The sequence below is a fragment of the Bradyrhizobium sp. T-12 genome, assembly GCF_058314695.1.
In genome coordinates this window covers 378,860-395,086 of record NZ_CM177756.1, presented here as the reverse complement: position 1 = coordinate 395,086, position 16,227 = coordinate 378,860, and the positions used below count along the sequence as shown (strand labels likewise).

General features: G+C 65.4%; 15 protein-coding genes. 9 read left to right on the top strand and 6 right to left on the bottom strand.

Annotated elements, in window-relative coordinates; genetic code table 11:
* Positions 1 to 19: 19 nt before the first annotated feature.
* On the bottom strand, positions 20 to 655 hold the full coding sequence (locus tag AC0WRY_RS01925; protein ID WP_194408132.1) for an arylesterase: 636 nt from the start codon (positions 653 to 655) through the stop codon (positions 20 to 22).
* 55 nt (positions 656 to 710) lie between these two features.
* Here AC0WRY_RS01925 and AC0WRY_RS01920 point away from each other — a divergent pair, with 55 nt between their 5' ends.
* From AC0WRY_RS01920 to AC0WRY_RS01905, 4 genes are all read left to right on the top strand, one after another.
* Complete coding sequence (locus AC0WRY_RS01920; RefSeq protein ID WP_194405432.1) at positions 711 to 1,433, top strand: ABC transporter ATP-binding protein; 723 nt, start codon at positions 711 to 713, stop codon at positions 1,431 to 1,433.
* Positions 1,430 to 4,000 (top strand): ABC transporter permease, encoded by a 2,571-nt coding sequence (locus AC0WRY_RS01915; RefSeq protein ID WP_491122594.1) that lies wholly within the window; start codon positions 1,430 to 1,432, stop codon positions 3,998 to 4,000. The genes AC0WRY_RS01920 and AC0WRY_RS01915 overlap by 4 nt, the downstream gene beginning before the upstream one ends.
* A 281-nt stretch (positions 4,001 to 4,281) precedes the next feature.
* Positions 4,282 to 5,073, top strand: a complete 792-nt coding sequence (locus AC0WRY_RS01910; protein ID WP_194405430.1) for a Bax inhibitor-1/YccA family protein — start codon at positions 4,282 to 4,284, stop codon at positions 5,071 to 5,073.
* 316 nt (positions 5,074 to 5,389) lie between these two features.
* Entirely contained in the window at positions 5,390 to 5,920 is a 531-nt protein-coding gene (locus AC0WRY_RS01905) for a GNAT family N-acetyltransferase (protein WP_194405429.1), read from the top strand.
* 108 nt (positions 5,921 to 6,028) lie between these two features.
* Here AC0WRY_RS01905 and AC0WRY_RS01900 read toward each other — a convergent pair whose 3' ends face one another.
* The 3 genes from AC0WRY_RS01900 to acnA all read right to left on the bottom strand — a co-directional run bounded on the left by AC0WRY_RS01900 (position 6,029) and on the right by acnA (position 10,723).
* Positions 6,029 to 6,403, bottom strand: a complete 375-nt coding sequence (locus tag AC0WRY_RS01900) for a DUF2794 domain-containing protein (RefSeq protein ID WP_194405428.1) — start codon at positions 6,401 to 6,403, stop codon at positions 6,029 to 6,031.
* A 592-nt stretch (positions 6,404 to 6,995) separates the two neighbouring features.
* Positions 6,996 to 7,772: a DUF1223 domain-containing protein gene (locus AC0WRY_RS01895; protein WP_194405427.1), complete on the bottom strand. Its 777-nt coding sequence runs from the start codon at positions 7,770 to 7,772 to the stop codon at positions 6,996 to 6,998.
* A 230-nt stretch (positions 7,773 to 8,002) separates the two neighbouring features.
* On the bottom strand, positions 8,003 to 10,723 hold the full coding sequence (acnA, locus tag AC0WRY_RS01890; protein WP_194405426.1) for an aconitate hydratase AcnA: 2,721 nt from the start codon (positions 10,721 to 10,723) through the stop codon (positions 8,003 to 8,005).
* Positions 10,724 to 10,964: 241 nt separating this feature from the next.
* Between acnA and ccmA the strand changes: the two genes are divergently transcribed.
* The 5 genes from ccmA to AC0WRY_RS01865 all read left to right on the top strand — a co-directional run bounded on the left by ccmA (position 10,965) and on the right by AC0WRY_RS01865 (position 14,177).
* Positions 10,965 to 11,567, top strand: coding sequence for a heme ABC exporter ATP-binding protein CcmA (gene ccmA / locus AC0WRY_RS01885; RefSeq protein WP_194408131.1), 603 nt, complete (start codon positions 10,965 to 10,967; stop codon positions 11,565 to 11,567).
* Positions 11,568 to 11,853: 286 nt separating this feature from the next.
* Positions 11,854 to 12,522: a heme exporter protein CcmB gene (gene ccmB, locus AC0WRY_RS01880; RefSeq protein ID WP_194405425.1), complete on the top strand. Its 669-nt coding sequence runs from the start codon at positions 11,854 to 11,856 to the stop codon at positions 12,520 to 12,522.
* 91 nt (positions 12,523 to 12,613) lie between these two features.
* The gene (locus AC0WRY_RS01875) at positions 12,614 to 13,405 is read left to right on the top strand and encodes a heme ABC transporter permease (RefSeq protein WP_194405424.1); all 792 of its coding nucleotides are present in this window, start codon (positions 12,614 to 12,616) and stop codon (positions 13,403 to 13,405) included.
* Positions 13,402 to 13,587, top strand: coding sequence for a heme exporter protein CcmD (gene ccmD / locus AC0WRY_RS01870; protein ID WP_194405423.1), 186 nt, complete (start codon positions 13,402 to 13,404; stop codon positions 13,585 to 13,587). The genes AC0WRY_RS01875 and ccmD overlap by 4 nt, the downstream gene beginning before the upstream one ends.
* A complete protein-coding gene (locus tag AC0WRY_RS01865; protein WP_194405422.1) occupies positions 13,584 to 14,177 on the top strand; it encodes a DsbE family thiol:disulfide interchange protein in 594 nt (197 codons plus the stop codon). Before ccmD ends, AC0WRY_RS01865 begins: the two co-directional genes overlap by 4 nt.
* A 33-nt stretch (positions 14,178 to 14,210) precedes the next feature.
* On the opposite strand, the gene AC0WRY_RS01860 is transcribed toward AC0WRY_RS01865, so the two are convergent.
* Both AC0WRY_RS01860 and AC0WRY_RS01855 read right to left on the bottom strand, forming a co-directional pair.
* Positions 14,211 to 15,407, bottom strand: coding sequence for a Rossmann-fold NAD(P)-binding domain-containing protein (locus AC0WRY_RS01860; RefSeq protein WP_194405421.1), 1,197 nt, complete (start codon positions 15,405 to 15,407; stop codon positions 14,211 to 14,213).
* 216 nt (positions 15,408 to 15,623) lie between these two features.
* Complete coding sequence (locus AC0WRY_RS01855; RefSeq protein ID WP_194405420.1) at positions 15,624 to 16,226, bottom strand: septation protein A; 603 nt, start codon at positions 16,224 to 16,226, stop codon at positions 15,624 to 15,626.
* Between the last annotated feature and the right edge of the window lies 1 nt (position 16,227).

The window sequence follows — 16,227 nt, the reverse complement described above, 5'->3', positions numbered from 1 at the left end:
AGGAGGCGCTGCATGCTTTTCAACGTCGTTGCTCAGCGATCGTGCCAAGGAATGCCTCGACGGTGGGCATGATGTTGCCCACGATGACGTCGACGCCTTGAGCGGTCGGATGAATGCCGTCGGCCTGGTTGAGCTTGGCGTCGGCCGCAACTCCTTCAAGGAAGAAAGGATAGAGCGGCACGTCGAATTTTTTCGCCAGATCCGGATAAATCGAATTGAAGCGCGCGGCATAATCGGCGCCGTAGTTCGGCGGCGCCAGCATGCCGCAGAGCATGACCGGAATCTTGCGCGTCTTGAGCCGCTGGATGATGTCGGCGAGCGCGGCGCGCGTCAAATCGGGATCGATGCCGCGAAGTGCATCGTTGGCGCCGAGCTCGACGATGACGCCCTCGGTTCCGTCCGGCACCGACCAGTCGAGCCGGTCGCGCCCCCCCGAGGTGGTGTCGCCGGACACCCCGGCATTGGTCATGTCGACTGCTATGCCTTTGGCCTGCAAGGCTTTTTGAAGTTTCTGGGGGAATGCCTCCTGGGCCGGAAGGCCGAGACCGGCGCTCAGGGAATCGCCGAGGACGACCAGCTTGACCGGTTTTGTCGCGTCCGCCCAAGCCGGGTTCGCTATTGTCATGAAGGCGAGCATCAACACGGCTATGTGCATGAACAATCCGTAACGCCTCTCGACCGCGCTATCGGAGTTGCCATATGACCGGACCATGGACACTCGCATCGATCCCTCTTCGCTCGCCGTCACTACGGCGGACACCATCGCCATCTCCAACGTCAATCTCTCATTGGGCACGGGCGCGGCACGCGTTCACATTCTCAAGGATATCAGCTTGCGAGTCGGCCGTAGCGAGACGATCGGCCTGATCGGCCCGTCAGGCTCGGGCAAATCCACGCTGCTGATGGTGATGGCGGGGCTGGAGCGTCCTGATAGCGGAGAGGTGGTGGTGAATGGCACGCCTTTCAATGCCCTCGACGAGGACGCGCTGGCCCGCTTCCGCGGACGCCAGGTCGGCATCGTCTTCCAGTCCTTTCATTTGATCCCGACCATGACCGCGCTCGAGAACGTCGCGGTGCCGCTCGAGCTTGCCGGCAATCCCGACGCGGCCAAGCGCGCGGCGCAGGAGCTGCAATCGGTCGGGCTCGGCGACCGCCTGCATCATTATCCGACACAGCTCTCCGGCGGCGAGCAGCAGCGCGTGGCGCTGGCCCGCGCGCTGGCGCCCGATCCCGCGATCCTCGTCGCCGACGAGCCGACCGGCAATCTCGACGAGGCCACCGGAAAACAGATCGTCGATCTGCTGTTCAGCAAGCACGCCGAGCGCGGCATGACCCTGGTGCTGGTGACGCACGATTCCTCGCTCGCGCATCGCTGCGACCGCGTGATCCGGCTGCGCTCGGGCCGCATCGACACGCAGTCGGCGCCGGCATGAGCGTGGCTGCCGAACCCTTCGCGAAGCCGGGCGGCGTCGCGCTCTCGCTGCGTTATGCGCTGCGCGAATTACGCGGCGGCCTGCGCGGCTTCTACGTCTTCATCGCCTGCATCGCGCTCGGCGTGATGGCGATCGCCGGCGTTGGCTCGGTGTCGGCGAGCCTGTCCGACGGCCTCGCCCGCGAGGGCCGCACGCTGCTCGGCGGCGACGTCTCCTTCGTGCTGTTCCAGCGCGAAGCGAAACCCGACGAGGTTGCCTTCCTGCGCTCGCGCGGCGCCGTGTCGACCGCCGCCACCTTGCGCGGCATGGCGCGCGCGGCCGACGGCCAGCTCGCACTGGTCGAGATGAAGGCGGTCGACGACACCTATCCGATGCTGGGCCAGCTGACGCTGAAACCGCAATTGCCGATGTCGGACGTGCTCGCGGAGCGCGACGGCGCGTTCGGTGCGGCCGCCGATCCGACGCTGCTGGCGCGGCTGTCGCTGAGGAACGGCGACCGCGTCACCATCGGCTCGGCGACCTTCCAGATCCGCTCCACCGTCGAAGCCGAGCCCGACAAGCTCGCCGGCGGCATCGGCTTCGGCCCGCGCTTCCTGATCAGCCAGGAGGCCTTGCGCGCCACCGGCCTGATCCAGCCCGGCAGCCTGGTGCGCTGGGTCTACCGGGTGAAGCTGCCCGACGTCGCCAACAACGAGCGCGCCACCGAAACCTTCATCGCGGATGCGCGCAGCGCCGCGCCGCAAGCCGGCTGGGAGATCCGCAGCCGCTCCAACGCCTCGCCGCAGCTCGAGCGCAACATCAATCGCTTCACGCAGTTCCTGACGCTGGTCGGACTTGCCGCGCTGCTGGTCGGCGGCGTCGGCGTCGCCAATGCCGTGAAGAGCCATATCGACCGCCGGCTCGAAGTGATCGCGGCCCTCAAGGCCGTGGGCGCCACCGGTCGCGACGTGTTCGGCATCTATCTCGCACAGGTCCTCCTGCTCGCCGCGATCGGCTCGGTGATCGGCCTTGCGCTCGGCGCGGCGATGCCGTTCGCCATCGTCGGCCTGTTCGGCAAGCTGCTACCGCTGCCGGTGGTGCCGGCCGTGCATGCCGACGAGCTCGCGCTGTCCTTCATCTACGGCTTCCTGACGGCGCTGGCCTTCGGCCTCTGGCCGCTCGGACGCGTCCACGACGTGCCGGTAGCCGCGCTGTTCCGCGACACCATCAGCTCGGAATGGCACCGGCCACGCGCGGGCTATCTCGTGTTCATGGGCGTGGTGATCGCGCTGCTGATCGCGGTTGTCATCGGGCTCTCCTTCGACAAGCGCATCGCCGCGGTGTTCGTGGCCTCCTCGGTCGTCGTGTTCGCCCTGCTGCGCGGCATCGCCGCGCTGCTGATGGCCATCGCGCGGCGGCTGCCGCGGACGCGGCTGCCGATGCTGCGGCTTGCGATCGCCAACATCCACCGGGCGGGCGCCCTGACGCCCTCGGTCGTGCTGTCGCTGGGACTCGGGCTCGCCGTGCTCGTCACCATCACCCAGATCGACGGCAATCTGCGGCGGCAGTTCCTCGCGGCCCTCCCCGACCAGGCGCCATCCTTCTTCTTCATCGACATCCCGAGCGCGCAGGCCGAGCAGTTCGACCTTTACTTGCGCAAGATCGCGCCCGGCGCGACGGTCGAGGACGTGCCGATGCTGCGCGGACGCATCGTCGCCGCGCGCGGGCTGCGCGCCGAGGAGCTCAAGCCGTCCACCGATTCCGAATGGGTGCTGCAGAGCGACCGCGGCCTGACCTACACCGGCGAGCTGCCGAAAGGCTCCAAGGTGGTCGAGGGCGAATGGTGGAGCGCCGACTATTCCGGCCCGACGCTGGTGTCGATGGAGAAGAAGATCGCCGACGGCCTCGGCCTCAAGCTGGGCGACGAGATCGTGGTCAACGTGCTCGGCCGCGACATCCCGGCCAAAATCGGCAATCTGCGCAGCATCGACTGGCAGGGACTCGGCATCAATTTCGTCCTCGTGTTCTCGCCGAACGCCTTCAAGGGCGCGCCGCACACCCATATCGCGACGCTGACGGAACCGGGCGGAAATGCGGCAGGCGACGGCAAGATCATCAAGCAGGTGGCCGACGCCTATCCGATGGTGACCAGCGTGCGCGTGCGCGAGGTGATGCAGACGGTCGGCGCGGTGGTGACCAATCTGGCGCTGGCGATTCGCGGCGCCAGCGCGGTGACCCTGATCTCGGCGATCCTGGTGCTGGGCGGGGCGCTCGCCGCCGGCCATCGCCACCGGGTCTACGATGCCGTGATCCTGAAGACGCTGGGCGCGACGCGGCTGCGGCTGCTGGGCGCCTATGCGCTCGAATATCTCTTGATCGGGCTCGCCACCGCATTGTTCGGCGTGATCTCCGGCAGCTTGGCTGCCTGGATGATCGTGACGCGGCTGATGACGCTGAGCTTCGTCTGGCAGGCCGGCAGCGCGGCCGGAGTCGTCGCGGCCGCGCTCGTCGTCACGGTCGGGCTCGGGCTCGCAGGCACGCTGCTGGCATTGAACAAAAAGCCCGCAACGGTGTTGCGGAATTTGTGACAAATGGTAGCGGCTGGCCGCACGGATGCGGAATCGCACGATTCCCGCGATTAACCACGACTGCTCGTCAGGTTCGCGTCAGGATTGCCGCCAAGGGCGACATTCAGCCGCGCGTGGAAGGTTGCAGCGAATGTGTTAGTTTCCCACATATCGAGTGGGTTCGGAGCCCCGATTGTTAGCCAAAATTTAGTCGGTTGGCATCGGTATCCGAGATAGAGTTTGACGAACCGGCGGCACGGCGACCCCAGTGCCGGACCGGACCAACCAACGGGAATTCGACCATGTCGGACCTAGACCGTAACTACGCTTCTCCTTTCGGCAGGGCCGCCGGGCGTGTTGACGCCGCGACGGTCGATGCCGGCCTGCGCGCCTACATGCTGCGCATCTACAACTACATGAGCATCGGCCTCGCCATCACCGGCCTGGCCGCGCTCGGCGTCTACATGGCTGCCGTGACCGACGTTCCGACGGCGGAATCCGTCCGCGTCGGCAAGCTGTTCCTGACGCCGTTCGGCTACGCGATGTTCGTCAGCCCGCTGAAATGGCTGTTCATGCTCGCGCCGCTGGCCATGGTGTTCGTGATCTCGGCGGGCATCAACCGTCTCGCGCCCTCGACGGCCCAGATCCTGTTCTGGGTGTTCGCGGCGCTGATGGGCGTCTCGCTGTCGTCGATCTTCTTGGTGTTCACCCACACCTCGATCGTGCGGGTGTTCTTCATCACCGCGGCGACCTTCGGTGCGCTGAGCCTCTACGGCTACACCACCAAGCGTGACCTGACCGGCATGGGCTCGTTCCTGTTCATGGGCCTGATCGGCATCATCATCGCGAGCCTGGTGAACCTGTTCCTGGCGAGCTCGATGCTGCAGTTCATCGTGTCGGTGGTCGGTGTCCTGGTGTTCGCGGGCCTCACCGCCTGGGACACCCAGCGGCTGAAGAACGACTACATCTACGGCTATGCTTCGGCCGGCGGTGACATCGCAGAGCGTGCGGCCATCACCGGCGCGCTGTCGCTGTACCTGAACTTCATCAACCTGTTCACGCTGCTGCTGCAGCTGCTCGGCCAGCGCGACTAAGCGACTGACAGAGCGAACGACACGAACCCCGGCCGAAAGGCCGGGGTTTTTGTTTGGCCGGGAGCACCGTTCCCGTAGCCCGGATGAAGCGCAGCGCAATCCGGGAACGTGGCATCAGCCGATACACCTGTCCCGGATTTCGCTGCGCTCCATCCGGGCTACAAGTGATGCCTTTCCCTTCATTACGAACTCCGCGAAGCAATCCAGAGTCCCTCCGCAGATGCATTTCTGGATTGCTTCGCTTCGCTCGCAATGACGACGTGGAAAGGCCGTTCGCCCCTTCCAGCCGTCCCGGGAACGCTTTAATCTTCGCCCCATGACCGCAGCAGACATCCGGCCCACAACCGAGGCCGACCTTCCCGCCATCACCGCCATCTACCAGCAGGCCGTCCGCGAGGGCACCGCCACGTTCGAGCTGGAGCCGCCCGACCTCTCGGAGATGACGCGCCGCTATCGCGCGCTTGTCGACGGCGGCTATCCCTATTTCGTCGCCATGCTCGACGGCCGCGTTGCCGGCTATGCCTATGCCGGCGCCTACCGGCCGCGGCCGGCCTATCGCTTCACGGTCGAGAACTCGATCTATCTCGATCCCGCCTTCCATCGCCGCGGCGTCGGCTCAGCGCTGCTGGAGCGGCTGGTCGCCGAATGCGAGGCGCGCGGCTTTCGCCAGATGATCGCGGTGATCGGCGATTCCGCCAATGCCGGCTCGATCGGCGTGCACACCAAGGGCGGCTTCAAGATGATCGGCACGCATCGCAATGTCGGGCTGAAATTCGGCCGCTGGCTGGACACGGTGATGATGCAGCGCGACCTCGGCGAGGGCGCGAGCACGGTGCCGGGGCAGTAGGAAGCTCTTGCAGCCCGGATGGAGCGAAGCGAAATCCGGGACAGGTCCATCCGCTGGTACAACGGCCCCGGATTACGCTTCGCTCCCTTCGGGCGACGGGGTCAGTGGCTACACCACTGCCAGTTTCCGGTCGATCACCAGCAGCACGCGCTCGAGCTCGTGGCCGCGGCGCAGGATCAGGCCCGTCGCCGAGATCACGCTGTACATGCCCTGCTTGCGCGCCAGCCGCGGATCCTTCTCGATGCGATAGATCGGCACTTCCGAGGCGCGGCGATAGACCGAGAACACCGCGCGGTCCTTCAGGAAGTCGATGGCGTAATCGCGCCACTCGCCGTCGGCGACCATGCGGCCGTAGAGATTGAGAATGCGGTGCAGCTCGAGCCGGTTGAACGTCACCCGGCTCAGTTGTTGCGCATTCGCAGCGGCGGGGCGCGCCGCCGCGCGCTGCTCGCTCGGATCGGCATCCTCCGACATCAGACTCATGGAGAGCCTCCTCATCGCACGACTTGAACCCCGTCCGCGAACCGTCCCCGGAACCGGATCATGACAATGGTATGATTGCGCCATCCGTCTCTCGCCGCAAGGCTCTTGATGGAACTCGCCCCCCCCCATTCAACCGATCGAATCAGGTGCGATGCCGGGCACACGCAAAGGTGGAACTTTGTCGCGGCGAACCGTCACGGGATCGTTAGAAGGAATCATAGTCTCGCCGCTTTTCCGCCTAGCGACTGCCGCCCTGCACTGCGAAAAGATTCATGTGCGTTGACCCGGTCCTTTCGGTTCCGGATTCCTCAGCCCCCAGCCCCCCGGGGTCGAACAGGATCGGGTCTGTACGCACGACAAGGAGGGCCAACGCAAGTTGGTCCTTTTTTGTTTGTGTCGGGATGTTGCTGGCGCGCTGCCATTCCGAGGCGCGCCTCTTGGCGCGAACTACGATGCGCAATTGCGCATCTAAGAATCCATTTCTCAGCTTGTCCATGGATAGATGGATTCTAAGGTGCGCAATTGCGCACCCTAGCTCGCGCTTCGCGCGCCCGGAATGACGAGCAACAATTGCCGAGATGCTGTGCTTACTTCAATGCAGCGACGTGTATGCCGCGCCGAGCATTGGGCCCGGCCGCTCGCGGCTGCCGTCCTGGACGTAGACCACCGCGCCGTCGACGCCGTCGCGCGTCAAATTCTCGATCGGCACCGTCCAGCTTTCCGAACGTCCGGTCCAGTCACCGACCTTGAGCAGGTTGCGCACCACGTTGTGATAGGTGACCTGCTGCCCGCGATTCTCGCCGCGGGTGATTGCGATCGGGACCGACTTGGCGATTGAGCAGATCCAGACCTCGCCATGCGAGACGGCCGGCTCTTTGCTCGCGGCCACCGAGACGTTGATCTGCTTGCCCGCGAGCGACATCGTCACCGGCACGCTCATCACGCCCACACCCTTGTCGGTCTTGCCGATCGCATTCTCGATGCTGGTACGGTCGCTGCCGATGACATGGGTGGAGCCGTTGACCACGACCTGCGGGGTGTAGACCTCGCGGTCGCCGCGCATCTTCGAATAGGCACGCTGTCGTGCAGAGAAGCGCGAATCCGCCAGCGTGTCCTTCCAGCCGAGATAGTCCCAATAATCGATCGGCATGCTCAGCGCGATGATCGACGGATCCTTGGAGAGATCGCCGATGATCTGGTCGGCGGGCGGACAGGAGGAGCAGCCTTGCGAGGTAAACAATTCGACAACGGCGCGGGGATCGGCAGAGGCGGGAACGACGACGGCGACGATGGCACAAAGGCCGAGAGCACTCGACCAGAGGGCACCGGACCAACGTGAAACCAGATGAGAAGCCGTCATTGTTGTCATGTCGAACGTCACACACCGTCACTCGTGGAGGGGGATCTTATCGCCTGATGGTCACCGTAGTCTTACGGGGCACGATACTTCATCCGTCCAGATAACCGCCCAAGGACCGTTTTCCGCCGCGCGGGCCCATCCGAACGTGCCGCAAACGCATGAAAGGCGGCCTTGTGATAGGCCGCCTTCATTTAACCTTCTACTCACTTCGCAGTGAGCCACCGTTCACAAATCCGCGCTTAGGCCGCGAGCTTGCGCAGCACGTAGTGCAGGATACCGCCGTTGCGGTAGTAGTCGAGCTCGTCCAGCGTATCGATGCGGCAGAGCAGCGAAACGCGCTGCAACGAGCCGTCGCCGGAGACGATCTCCGCGGTCAGCTTCTGACGCGGCTTGAGGTCGCCCTGCAGGCCGCGCAGCGTGACCTTCTCATCGCCCTTCAGGCCGAGCGACGACCAGGAGGTGCCTTCCTCGAAGGTCAGCGGCAGCACGCCCATACCGACCAGGTTGGAGCGATGGATGCGCTCGAAGCTCTGGCAGATCACGGCGCGCACGCCGAGCAGGCGCGTGCCCTTGGCAGCCCAGTCGCGCGAGGAGCCGTTGCCGTATTCGGCGCCGGCGAACACCACCAGCGGCACCTGCTCCTGCTGGTACTTCATCGCGGCGTCGTAGATCGACATCTGCTCGCCGTCGGGCCAATGCTTGGTGAGGCCGCCTTCGGGGATGTTGCCGTCGGCGCCCTTCAGCATGAAGTTCTTGATGCGGATGTTGGCAAAGGTGCCGCGCATCATCACTTCATGGTTGCCGCGGCGCGTGCCGTACTGGTTGAAGTCGGCGGGACGCACCTGGTGCTCGCTGAGATATTTGCCCGCGGGCGAGGTGAGCTTGATCGAACCGGCCGGCGAGATGTGGTCGGTGGTGATCTTGTCGCCGAACATGGCGAGGATGCGCGCCTCGACGATGTCGGTGACCGGCTCCGGCTCCTTCTTCATGCCGTCGAAATAGGGCGGGTTCTGCACGTAGGTCGAAGACATGTTCCAGCGATAGGTCTCGCTCTCGACCGTCTTGATCTTGCGCCAGTTGGCGTCGCCCTTGAACACGTCGGCATACTTCTTCTTGAAGATCGTCGAGGTCACGAACTTCTTCATGAAGGCGTTGATTTCCTTCGTCGTGGGCCAGATGTCCTTGAGGTACACCGGCTTGCCGTCCTTGCCCTCGCCGATCGGCTCGACGGCAAGGTTTTTGGTAACGCTGCCCGCGAGCGCGTGGGCGACGACCAGCGGGGGCGAAGCGAGATAGTTCGCCTGCACGTCGGGCGAGACGCGGCCTTCGAAGTTGCGGTTGCCGGACAGCACGGCGGCGGCGACGATGCCGTTGTCGTTGATCGACTTCGAGATCTCCTCGGGCAGCGGACCGGAATTGCCGATGCAGGTGGTGCAGCCGAAGCCGACCAGGTTGAAGCCGACCTTGTCGAGATCCTTCTGCAAGCCGGAATCGGCGAGATAGCCCGCGACGACCTGGCTGCCGGGGGCGAGCGAGGTCTTCACCCACGGTTTTGCCTTCAGGCCCTTCGCGGCGGCGTTACGGGCCAAGAGGCCGGCGCCGATCAGCACGCTCGGGTTCGAGGTGTTGGTGCAGGAGGTGATGGCGGCGATCACGACGTCGCCATGGCCGATCTCGAAATCCTTGCCCTCGACGGAAAAGCGCTTGTTGGGCTCCTCGGCCTTCTTGTATTCCGTGCCGAGCGCGAGCGAGAAGCCTTCGGCGACCGACGGCAGCGCGATGCGGCCTTCGGGGCGCTTCGGACCGGCCATCGACGGCACGACGTCGGCGAGATCGAGCGTCAGCGTTTCCGTGAACACCGGATCGGGCGACTTGGCGGTGCGGAACAGCCCTTGCGCCTTGGCATAGGCCTGCACCAGTGCAACGCGCGGCGCGGCGCGCCCCGACGTCTTGAGGTAGTCGATCGCGGCGGCATCGACCGGGAAGAAGCCGCAGGTCGCGCCATATTCGGGCGCCATGTTGGCGATCGTCGCCTTGTCGGCGACCGAGAGATTGTCGAGACCGGGGCCGAAGAACTCGACGAACTTGCCGACCACACCGAGCTTGCGCAGCATCTGCGTGACTGTCAGCACGAGGTCGGTCGCGGTGACGCCTTCCTTCATCGCGCCCTTCAGCTTGAAGCCGACGACGTTGGGCAGCAGCATCGACAGCGGCTGGCCGAGCATGCAGGCTTCCGCCTCGATCCCGCCGACGCCCCAGCCGAGCACGGCCAGACCATTGACCATGGTGGTGTGGGAGTCGGTGCCGACCAGCGAGTCAGGGTATGCGACCTCGAAGGTGCCGGTCTTCTTGCCGACCGTCATCTTCTCCTTCTTGGTCCACACCGTCTGGGAGAGATATTCGAGATTGACCTGGTGGCAGATGCCGGTGCCGGGCGGCACGACGGAGAAGTTCGAGAACGCCTTCTGGCCCCACTTCAGGAACTCGTAGCGCTCCTGGTTCTGCTTGTACTCTTCGGTGACGTTCTTGCCGAAAGCCTTGTTGTCGCCGAAGAAGTTCACGATCACGGAGTGGTCGATGACGAGGTCGACCGGCACCAGCGGATTGATCTTCTCGGCGTCGCCGCCGAGCTTCTGCATCGCGTTGCGCATCGCGGCGAGATCGACCACCGCCGGCACGCCGGTGAAATCCTGCATCAGCACCCGCGCCGGGCGGAACGCAATCTCATGCTCCAGCGACTTCTTGCGCAGCCATTTCGAGACGGCGACGATGTCCTCTTTCTTGACCGAACGGCCGTCCTCGTTGCGCAGCAGGTTCTCGAGCAGGACCTTCATCGAGTAGGGAAGTTTGGAAATTCCCTTCAGACCATTCTTCTCGGCCGTGGGCAGGCTGTAATAGACATAGGTCTTGGCGCCGACCTTGAGGGTCTTTTTGCATTTGAAGCTGTCGAGCGAGGTCATGTAGGAAATCCCAATTGTTAGTTATACCCGGCAGGGTATTTTAACACCGTCAGCACATCTAGGCTGGGCCGCTTGCGGGGGCAGGTTGAGTTGCTGCATCAAGTAGTTCCGGGCTTATAGAAGCTTTCTAACCGCGCCGCCACAGCCACAATCGTGCCGCAGCAACCGCCAGCCAAAAATTCCCATGCGCTACCCCAAGTTTTCCTGAGGCCCGGTTTTGAGTGACCTGAAACAAGGCGAGATGCAGCTCTCCGGACACGGGGTCGCCTGCGTGCGGGGCGGCCGCCAGGTGTTCGCCGGGCTCGATTTCGCCGCGGTCTCCGGCGAGGCCGTGGCGGTCGTCGGCCGCAACGGATCGGGCAAGACCTCGCTGCTGCGGCTGATCGCCGGCCTGCTCGTGCCGGCGGAAGGCAAGATCGCGCTGGCGGGCGGCGATCCCGAGCTGACGCTGCCCGAGCAGTGCCACTATCTCGGCCATCGCGATGCCCTCAAGCCGGCGCTCAGCGTGGCCGAAAATCTGACCTTTTGGGCCGAATTTCTCGGCGGCGAGCGTTTTGACTTCGCCGAGAGCCTCGCCATTGTCGGTCTCGCGCACGCCACCCACCTGCCCGCCGGCTTCCTGTCGGCCGGCCAGCGCCGCCGCCTGTCGCTGGCGCGCCTGCTGACTGTCCGCCGCCCGGTCTGGCTCTTGGACGAGCCGACCAACGCGCTGGATGTGGCGGGACAGGACATGTTCGGCGACCTGATGCGCGAGCACCTGTCGCGCGGCGGCATGATCGTCGCGGCGACCCACGCGCCGTTGGGGATTGAGTCGCGGGAGCTGCGGATCGGGGGTGTGGCGTGATGCGGCCCGACCCTCAGCTTTCCGAGCGGCCAGGTGGCGGCCGCTCCGTCCCCTCGCCTTCCCTGCTTGCGGGAGAGGCCGGCATAGGCGGCCCCTGGCCGCCGTCCCTAAAAAACGCCGATGCTTTGCATCGGCTAAGGCGCCGGGTGAGGGTTCTATCCTCAGGGGAAATCTTCGTTGTCGAGATCCCCTCTCCCCACTCCTCCCCCGCAGGCGGGGGAGGGAGCGCACCGTCCCCGCAGCGCCAGCCCGACTCCCATGGCCGCTTCGCCAGAAGGGCCACCTCATGACCGCCCTGTCCGCCATCGTCCGCCGGGACATCCGGATCGCGCTCCGCGTCGGCGGCGGGGCGCTGATCGGGGTGCTGTTCTTCCTGACCGTGGTGGTGCTGATGCCGTTCGCAGTGGGGCCCGATCTGGCGCTGCTGTCGCGGCTGGGGCCGGCCATCCTCTGGCTCGGAGCGCTGCTGGCGAGCCTGCTCACCCTCGACCGGCTGTTCATGGCCGACCACGAGGACGGCTCGCTCGACCTGATCACGATGAGCCGGACGCCGCTGGAACTCGCCTGTGCCGCCAAGGCACTGGCGCATTGGCTGGCCGCCGGCCTGCCGCTGATTGTCGCAACCCCCGTGCTCGGCCTCCTGCTCAACCTCGACATGGTCGCGACCGGCGCGGTGGCGCTGACGCTTCTGGCGGGTACCCCGGCGCTGACGTTTACCGGTATGATCGGCGCGGCGCTGGCGGTGACGCTGCACCGCGGCGGGCTGCTGATGGCGGTGCTGGTGCTGCCGCTGTCGATTCCCGTGCTGATTTTCGGCGTAGCGGCCTCGCAGGCCGTGATCGTCGGCCCGATGACCTTCGGCGCGCCGTTCTCGATCCTGTGCGCGCTGTCGCTGGTCAGCCTCGTGATCGGCCCCTTCGCAGCCGCGGCGAGCCTGCGGCATGGACTTGATTAGGATGGACTCGGCCGACCTTGACCCCGATCAACTTTCGTCCCTCGCTTTCGTGCTGATTGCCTGAGCGGCCATCGACGATTATCAGGGTACCATGACACTGATCGACCTCGCCAACCCCACGCGGTTCCTCGCGCTGACAGCGCGGGTCCTGCCGTGGCTTGCGGCCGCGACCGTCGTCCTGCTCGCGATCGGTCTCTATCAAGCCGCGCTCGCACCCGACGACTACCAGCAGGGCGCGACGGTGAAGATCATGTTCATCCACGTGCCCAATGCCTGGCTGTCGATGTTCGTCTGGGGCGTGATGAGCATCGCCTCGCTGGGAACGCTGGTGTGGCGTCATCCGCTCGCCGACGTCGCCGCCAAGGCGGCCGCGCCGATCGGCGCCGCCTTCACCTTCCTCGCGCTGCTCACGGGCTCGCTGTGGGGCCGGCCGATGTGGGGCACCTATTGGGAATGGGACGCGCGGCTCACCTCGGTGCTGATTCTCTTCCTGATGTATCTCGGCCTGATGGCGCTGTGGCGGGCGGTCGACGATCCCTCGCGCGCGGCCCGCGCCGCCGCGGTGCTGACCCTGGTCGGCGCGATCAATTTGCCGATCATCAAATTCTCCGTCGACTGGTGGAACACGCTGCACCAGCCCGCCTCGGTGATGCGCATGGGCGGATCGGCCCTCGACAAATCCTTCCTGATTCCGCTGCTGGTGATGGCGATCGCCTTCACGCTGCTGTTCGTCACGCTGCATCTGGCCGCGATGCGCAACGAGATCCTGCGCCGCCGCGTCCGCTCGCTGCAGATGATGCAGGCGAGCCGTGTCGCGTTCTCGAGCGAGATCGGTGCCGGCGCGCGCGGACAAAACGCGTCGAACGAAGTCGGGGCCGCATGATCATGTCGCTGGGTCCCTATGCCTCCTTCATCGTGACGTCCTATGCCGCCGCGGCCCTCGTGGTCGCGATCCTGATCGGCTGGATCGCGCTCGACCATCGCAACCAGACGCAGCGCCTGCGCGAGCTGGAGGAGCGCGGCATCACGCGCCGTTCCGGCCGCAGCGCGACGGAATTGCGATGACCGATCAACCTGCCTCCGCGCCGCCGCAGCGCCGCACCGTCCTGATGGTGCTGCCGCTGATCGCCTTCATCGGACTTGCGCTGCTGTTCTGGTTCCGGCTCGGCAGCGGCGATATCTCTCGGATCCCCTCCGCGCTGATCGGTCGTCCGGTGCCGCAGACCGTGCTGCCGCCACTCGAGGGATTGCAGGCCGACAACGCGCACGTACCGGGGCTCGATCCCGCCGCGTTCAAGGGCAAGGTCAGTCTCGTCAATGTCTGGGCGTCCTGGTGCGTGCCCTGTCATGACGAAGCACCGCTTCTGACCGAACTGGCAAAAGACAAGCGCTTCCAGCTGGTCGGCATCAATTACAAGGACACGGCCGACAATGCGCGCCGCTTCCTCGGCCGCTACGGCAACCCGTTCGGCCGCGTCGGCGTGGACGCCAACGGCCGCGCCTCGATCGAATGGGGCGTCTACGGCGTGCCGGAAACCTTCGTCGTCGGCCGCGAGGGCACCATCGTCTACAAGCTGGTCGGCCCGGTCACGGCGCAAAACCTCAAGACGGTGCTGATGCCGGAGCTGGAGAAGGCGCTCAAGGCAGGAAGCTGACCTGGCGCGGACAAGCTGCCCGAGGGCGTGAGTTCACGGCACGTTGTCGCGACGATGGGTCGGGTCCGTGTGGCCCGCGAGCAGGCCAGCCACGGCATCCCAGCCCTTCTCGAAGATATGGCCGACCTTGTGGCCGAAGGAATCGTCCGGGCGCAGCCGCGGCGATTCCAGAATGTGCGTCAGGTGCCGGTGATCGCCGGGAATGCTGCTGACCTCCGCGTCGACGGCGGCTTGGACATCCGTCATGAGGTCATCGAGGCGCTGGGCCCAGCCGGACCCTTTGAGCTCGATCTGCGTTCGCAGTGCCTGCTCGATCCGGTAGATCTCGCTCACGATCTCCCTGGCCCGCACCGGGCGATTGTTCCTGAGCGCGAAGAGCAGGAGGTGGTGCTTCTGCTCGATCTGATCGAGCACCATCGAAACCGCGATCGCGAAGGGGCCCGCCGCGATCCGCGCCGCAGCCCGGTCGTCGGCTGTCGTGGTCGCGAGCGACAGCAGCTCCCATGGACGTTCCAGACGCCTTGCGACGATCGTGAGCGCGAACGGCACCGCATCGGCGCGCCTGGACTTGAGCGTGCTGAGGAGGCCAAGGACCTTGTCGAGGCTGGCGCCCTCGAGCCGGGCGATCTTCGGCGCAAGCGCACGGCCAAACTCGTCGAGCTCCCGCTGCAGGTCGAGACAGCGCAGCATCTTCTTGAGGTCATCGAACGTCGCATGGGAGCTGGTATAGGCCATCAGCCCGTCGCGAATGCCGGCTGCGCCCTCGGCAGACCCAAGCTGGCCGTTGAGAGAGGTCAGCACCTTCTTCTGGAACGCCTGGGCCATCTGCCGTGCTTCGGGCTGCTTGTCGGCAGAGATGGCCTTCGTCGCGTTGGCGATGTAGTCGGCCGCCATGCTGCGCAGCAATTGCTCGGTCACGAGGCTCCAGATCGGTGCGAGCGATCCACGGGCGATCTGTCCGCTATTGGCCCGCTCTGGCGCGCTGTCCACCAGCACCGGCTCGAGCGGCTCGAAGAAGTAACGTGAGGGATTTCCGACGCGGTAGTGGTTCGGGCCCGTGTTGCGAAACTCGGCACGCAGCGCCGCGATCAATGGCTCGGAATGCGGGATGTCCTCGCCGAGGAGGTGCAGCCGCTCCAGTTCGGCAAGCAGGCGGCGCCGGACCTGCGGAGCGAGTTGCCGGAGGTACTGAATCAGGTGTTCAGCGGTCTGGTCCTGTTTTGCACTCATCACCGGGCCCTCCGGCGTGCCACCCTCTCTTCACGACCCGAGGCTATCGCCTGCGACCGTTCGGACAAGGTCCGGAGCTGAAGAATCTCAGCTTGCGGTTATAGAGCGATGAAGGAACCCGCCGGACGCGTCGCTCGATCCGGTCAGTTGCGCGCGCGAAGTGCACGCCAGCGTGAATAGAGGGTGGTGGTTGGATGCCCCGGCCGGCGCCGGCCGCTACCCCTTGCTCACGTCCCCCGCTTCGGCCTCGCTGGCCTCCAGTGACACCGGCTCGAGGTGATAGCGCTTGGTCAGCGGCATCTGGGCGACGGCGAAGATCATGGTCAGCGGGGTGACGCCGAACACCTTGAAGTTCACCCAGAAGTCGGTGCTTTGCGTGCGCCAGATGATCTCGTTTAGCACCGCCATGCCGGCGAAGAACAGCGCCCAGCGCAGGGTCAGGATGCGCCAGCCCTGCGGCGTCAGATTGAACATCTGGTCGAACATCACGGCGATGAAGGAGCGGCCGAACAGCAGGCCGCCGCCGAGGATCGCGGCGAACAGGCCGTAGATGATGGTCGGCTTGAGCTTGATGAAGGTCTCGTCGTGCAGCACCAGGGTCAGCGTGCCGAACACCAGCACGATCACGCCGGTGACGATCGCCATGATCGGGATATGGCGCGTCACCACATAGGACGCCGCCATCGCCGCCACGATCGCGACCATGAAGGCGCCGGTTGCCGCGAACAGATTGAACTTCGCATTGACGAAGAAGAACACGAGCAGCGGACCGAGCTCGGTCGCCAGCTTGAACAGCGGATGCGGCTGGGTCTTGTCCATC

Bases quoted from the DNA above. Each gene is read 5' to 3' on its own strand.
- AC0WRY_RS01925 (WP_194408132.1), bottom strand. From the start codon at position 655: ATGCACATAGCCGTGTTGATGCTCGCCTTCATGACAATAGCGAACCCG.
- AC0WRY_RS01920 (WP_194405432.1), top strand. From the start codon at position 711: ATGGACACTCGCATCGATCCCTCTTCGCTCGCCGTCACTACGGCGGAC.
- AC0WRY_RS01915 (WP_491122594.1), top strand. From the start codon at position 1,430: ATGAGCGTGGCTGCCGAACCCTTCGCGAAGCCGGGCGGCGTCGCGCTC.
- AC0WRY_RS01910 (WP_194405430.1), top strand. From the start codon at position 4,282: ATGTCGGACCTAGACCGTAACTACGCTTCTCCTTTCGGCAGGGCCGCC.
- AC0WRY_RS01905 (WP_194405429.1), top strand. From the start codon at position 5,390: ATGACCGCAGCAGACATCCGGCCCACAACCGAGGCCGACCTTCCCGCC.
- AC0WRY_RS01900 (WP_194405428.1), bottom strand. From the start codon at position 6,403: ATGAGTCTGATGTCGGAGGATGCCGATCCGAGCGAGCAGCGCGCGGCG.
- AC0WRY_RS01895 (WP_194405427.1), bottom strand. From the start codon at position 7,772: ATGACAACAATGACGGCTTCTCATCTGGTTTCACGTTGGTCCGGTGCC.
- acnA (WP_194405426.1), bottom strand. From the start codon at position 10,723: ATGACCTCGCTCGACAGCTTCAAATGCAAAAAGACCCTCAAGGTCGGC.
- ccmA (WP_194408131.1), top strand. From the start codon at position 10,965: ATGCAGCTCTCCGGACACGGGGTCGCCTGCGTGCGGGGCGGCCGCCAG.
- ccmB (WP_194405425.1), top strand. From the start codon at position 11,854: ATGACCGCCCTGTCCGCCATCGTCCGCCGGGACATCCGGATCGCGCTC.
- AC0WRY_RS01875 (WP_194405424.1), top strand. From the start codon at position 12,614: ATGACACTGATCGACCTCGCCAACCCCACGCGGTTCCTCGCGCTGACA.
- ccmD (WP_194405423.1), top strand. From the start codon at position 13,402: ATGATCATGTCGCTGGGTCCCTATGCCTCCTTCATCGTGACGTCCTAT.
- AC0WRY_RS01865 (WP_194405422.1), top strand. From the start codon at position 13,584: ATGACCGATCAACCTGCCTCCGCGCCGCCGCAGCGCCGCACCGTCCTG.
- AC0WRY_RS01860 (WP_194405421.1), bottom strand. From the start codon at position 15,407: ATGAGTGCAAAACAGGACCAGACCGCTGAACACCTGATTCAGTACCTC.
- AC0WRY_RS01855 (WP_194405420.1), bottom strand. From the start codon at position 16,226: ATGGACAAGACCCAGCCGCATCCGCTGTTCAAGCTGGCGACCGAGCTC.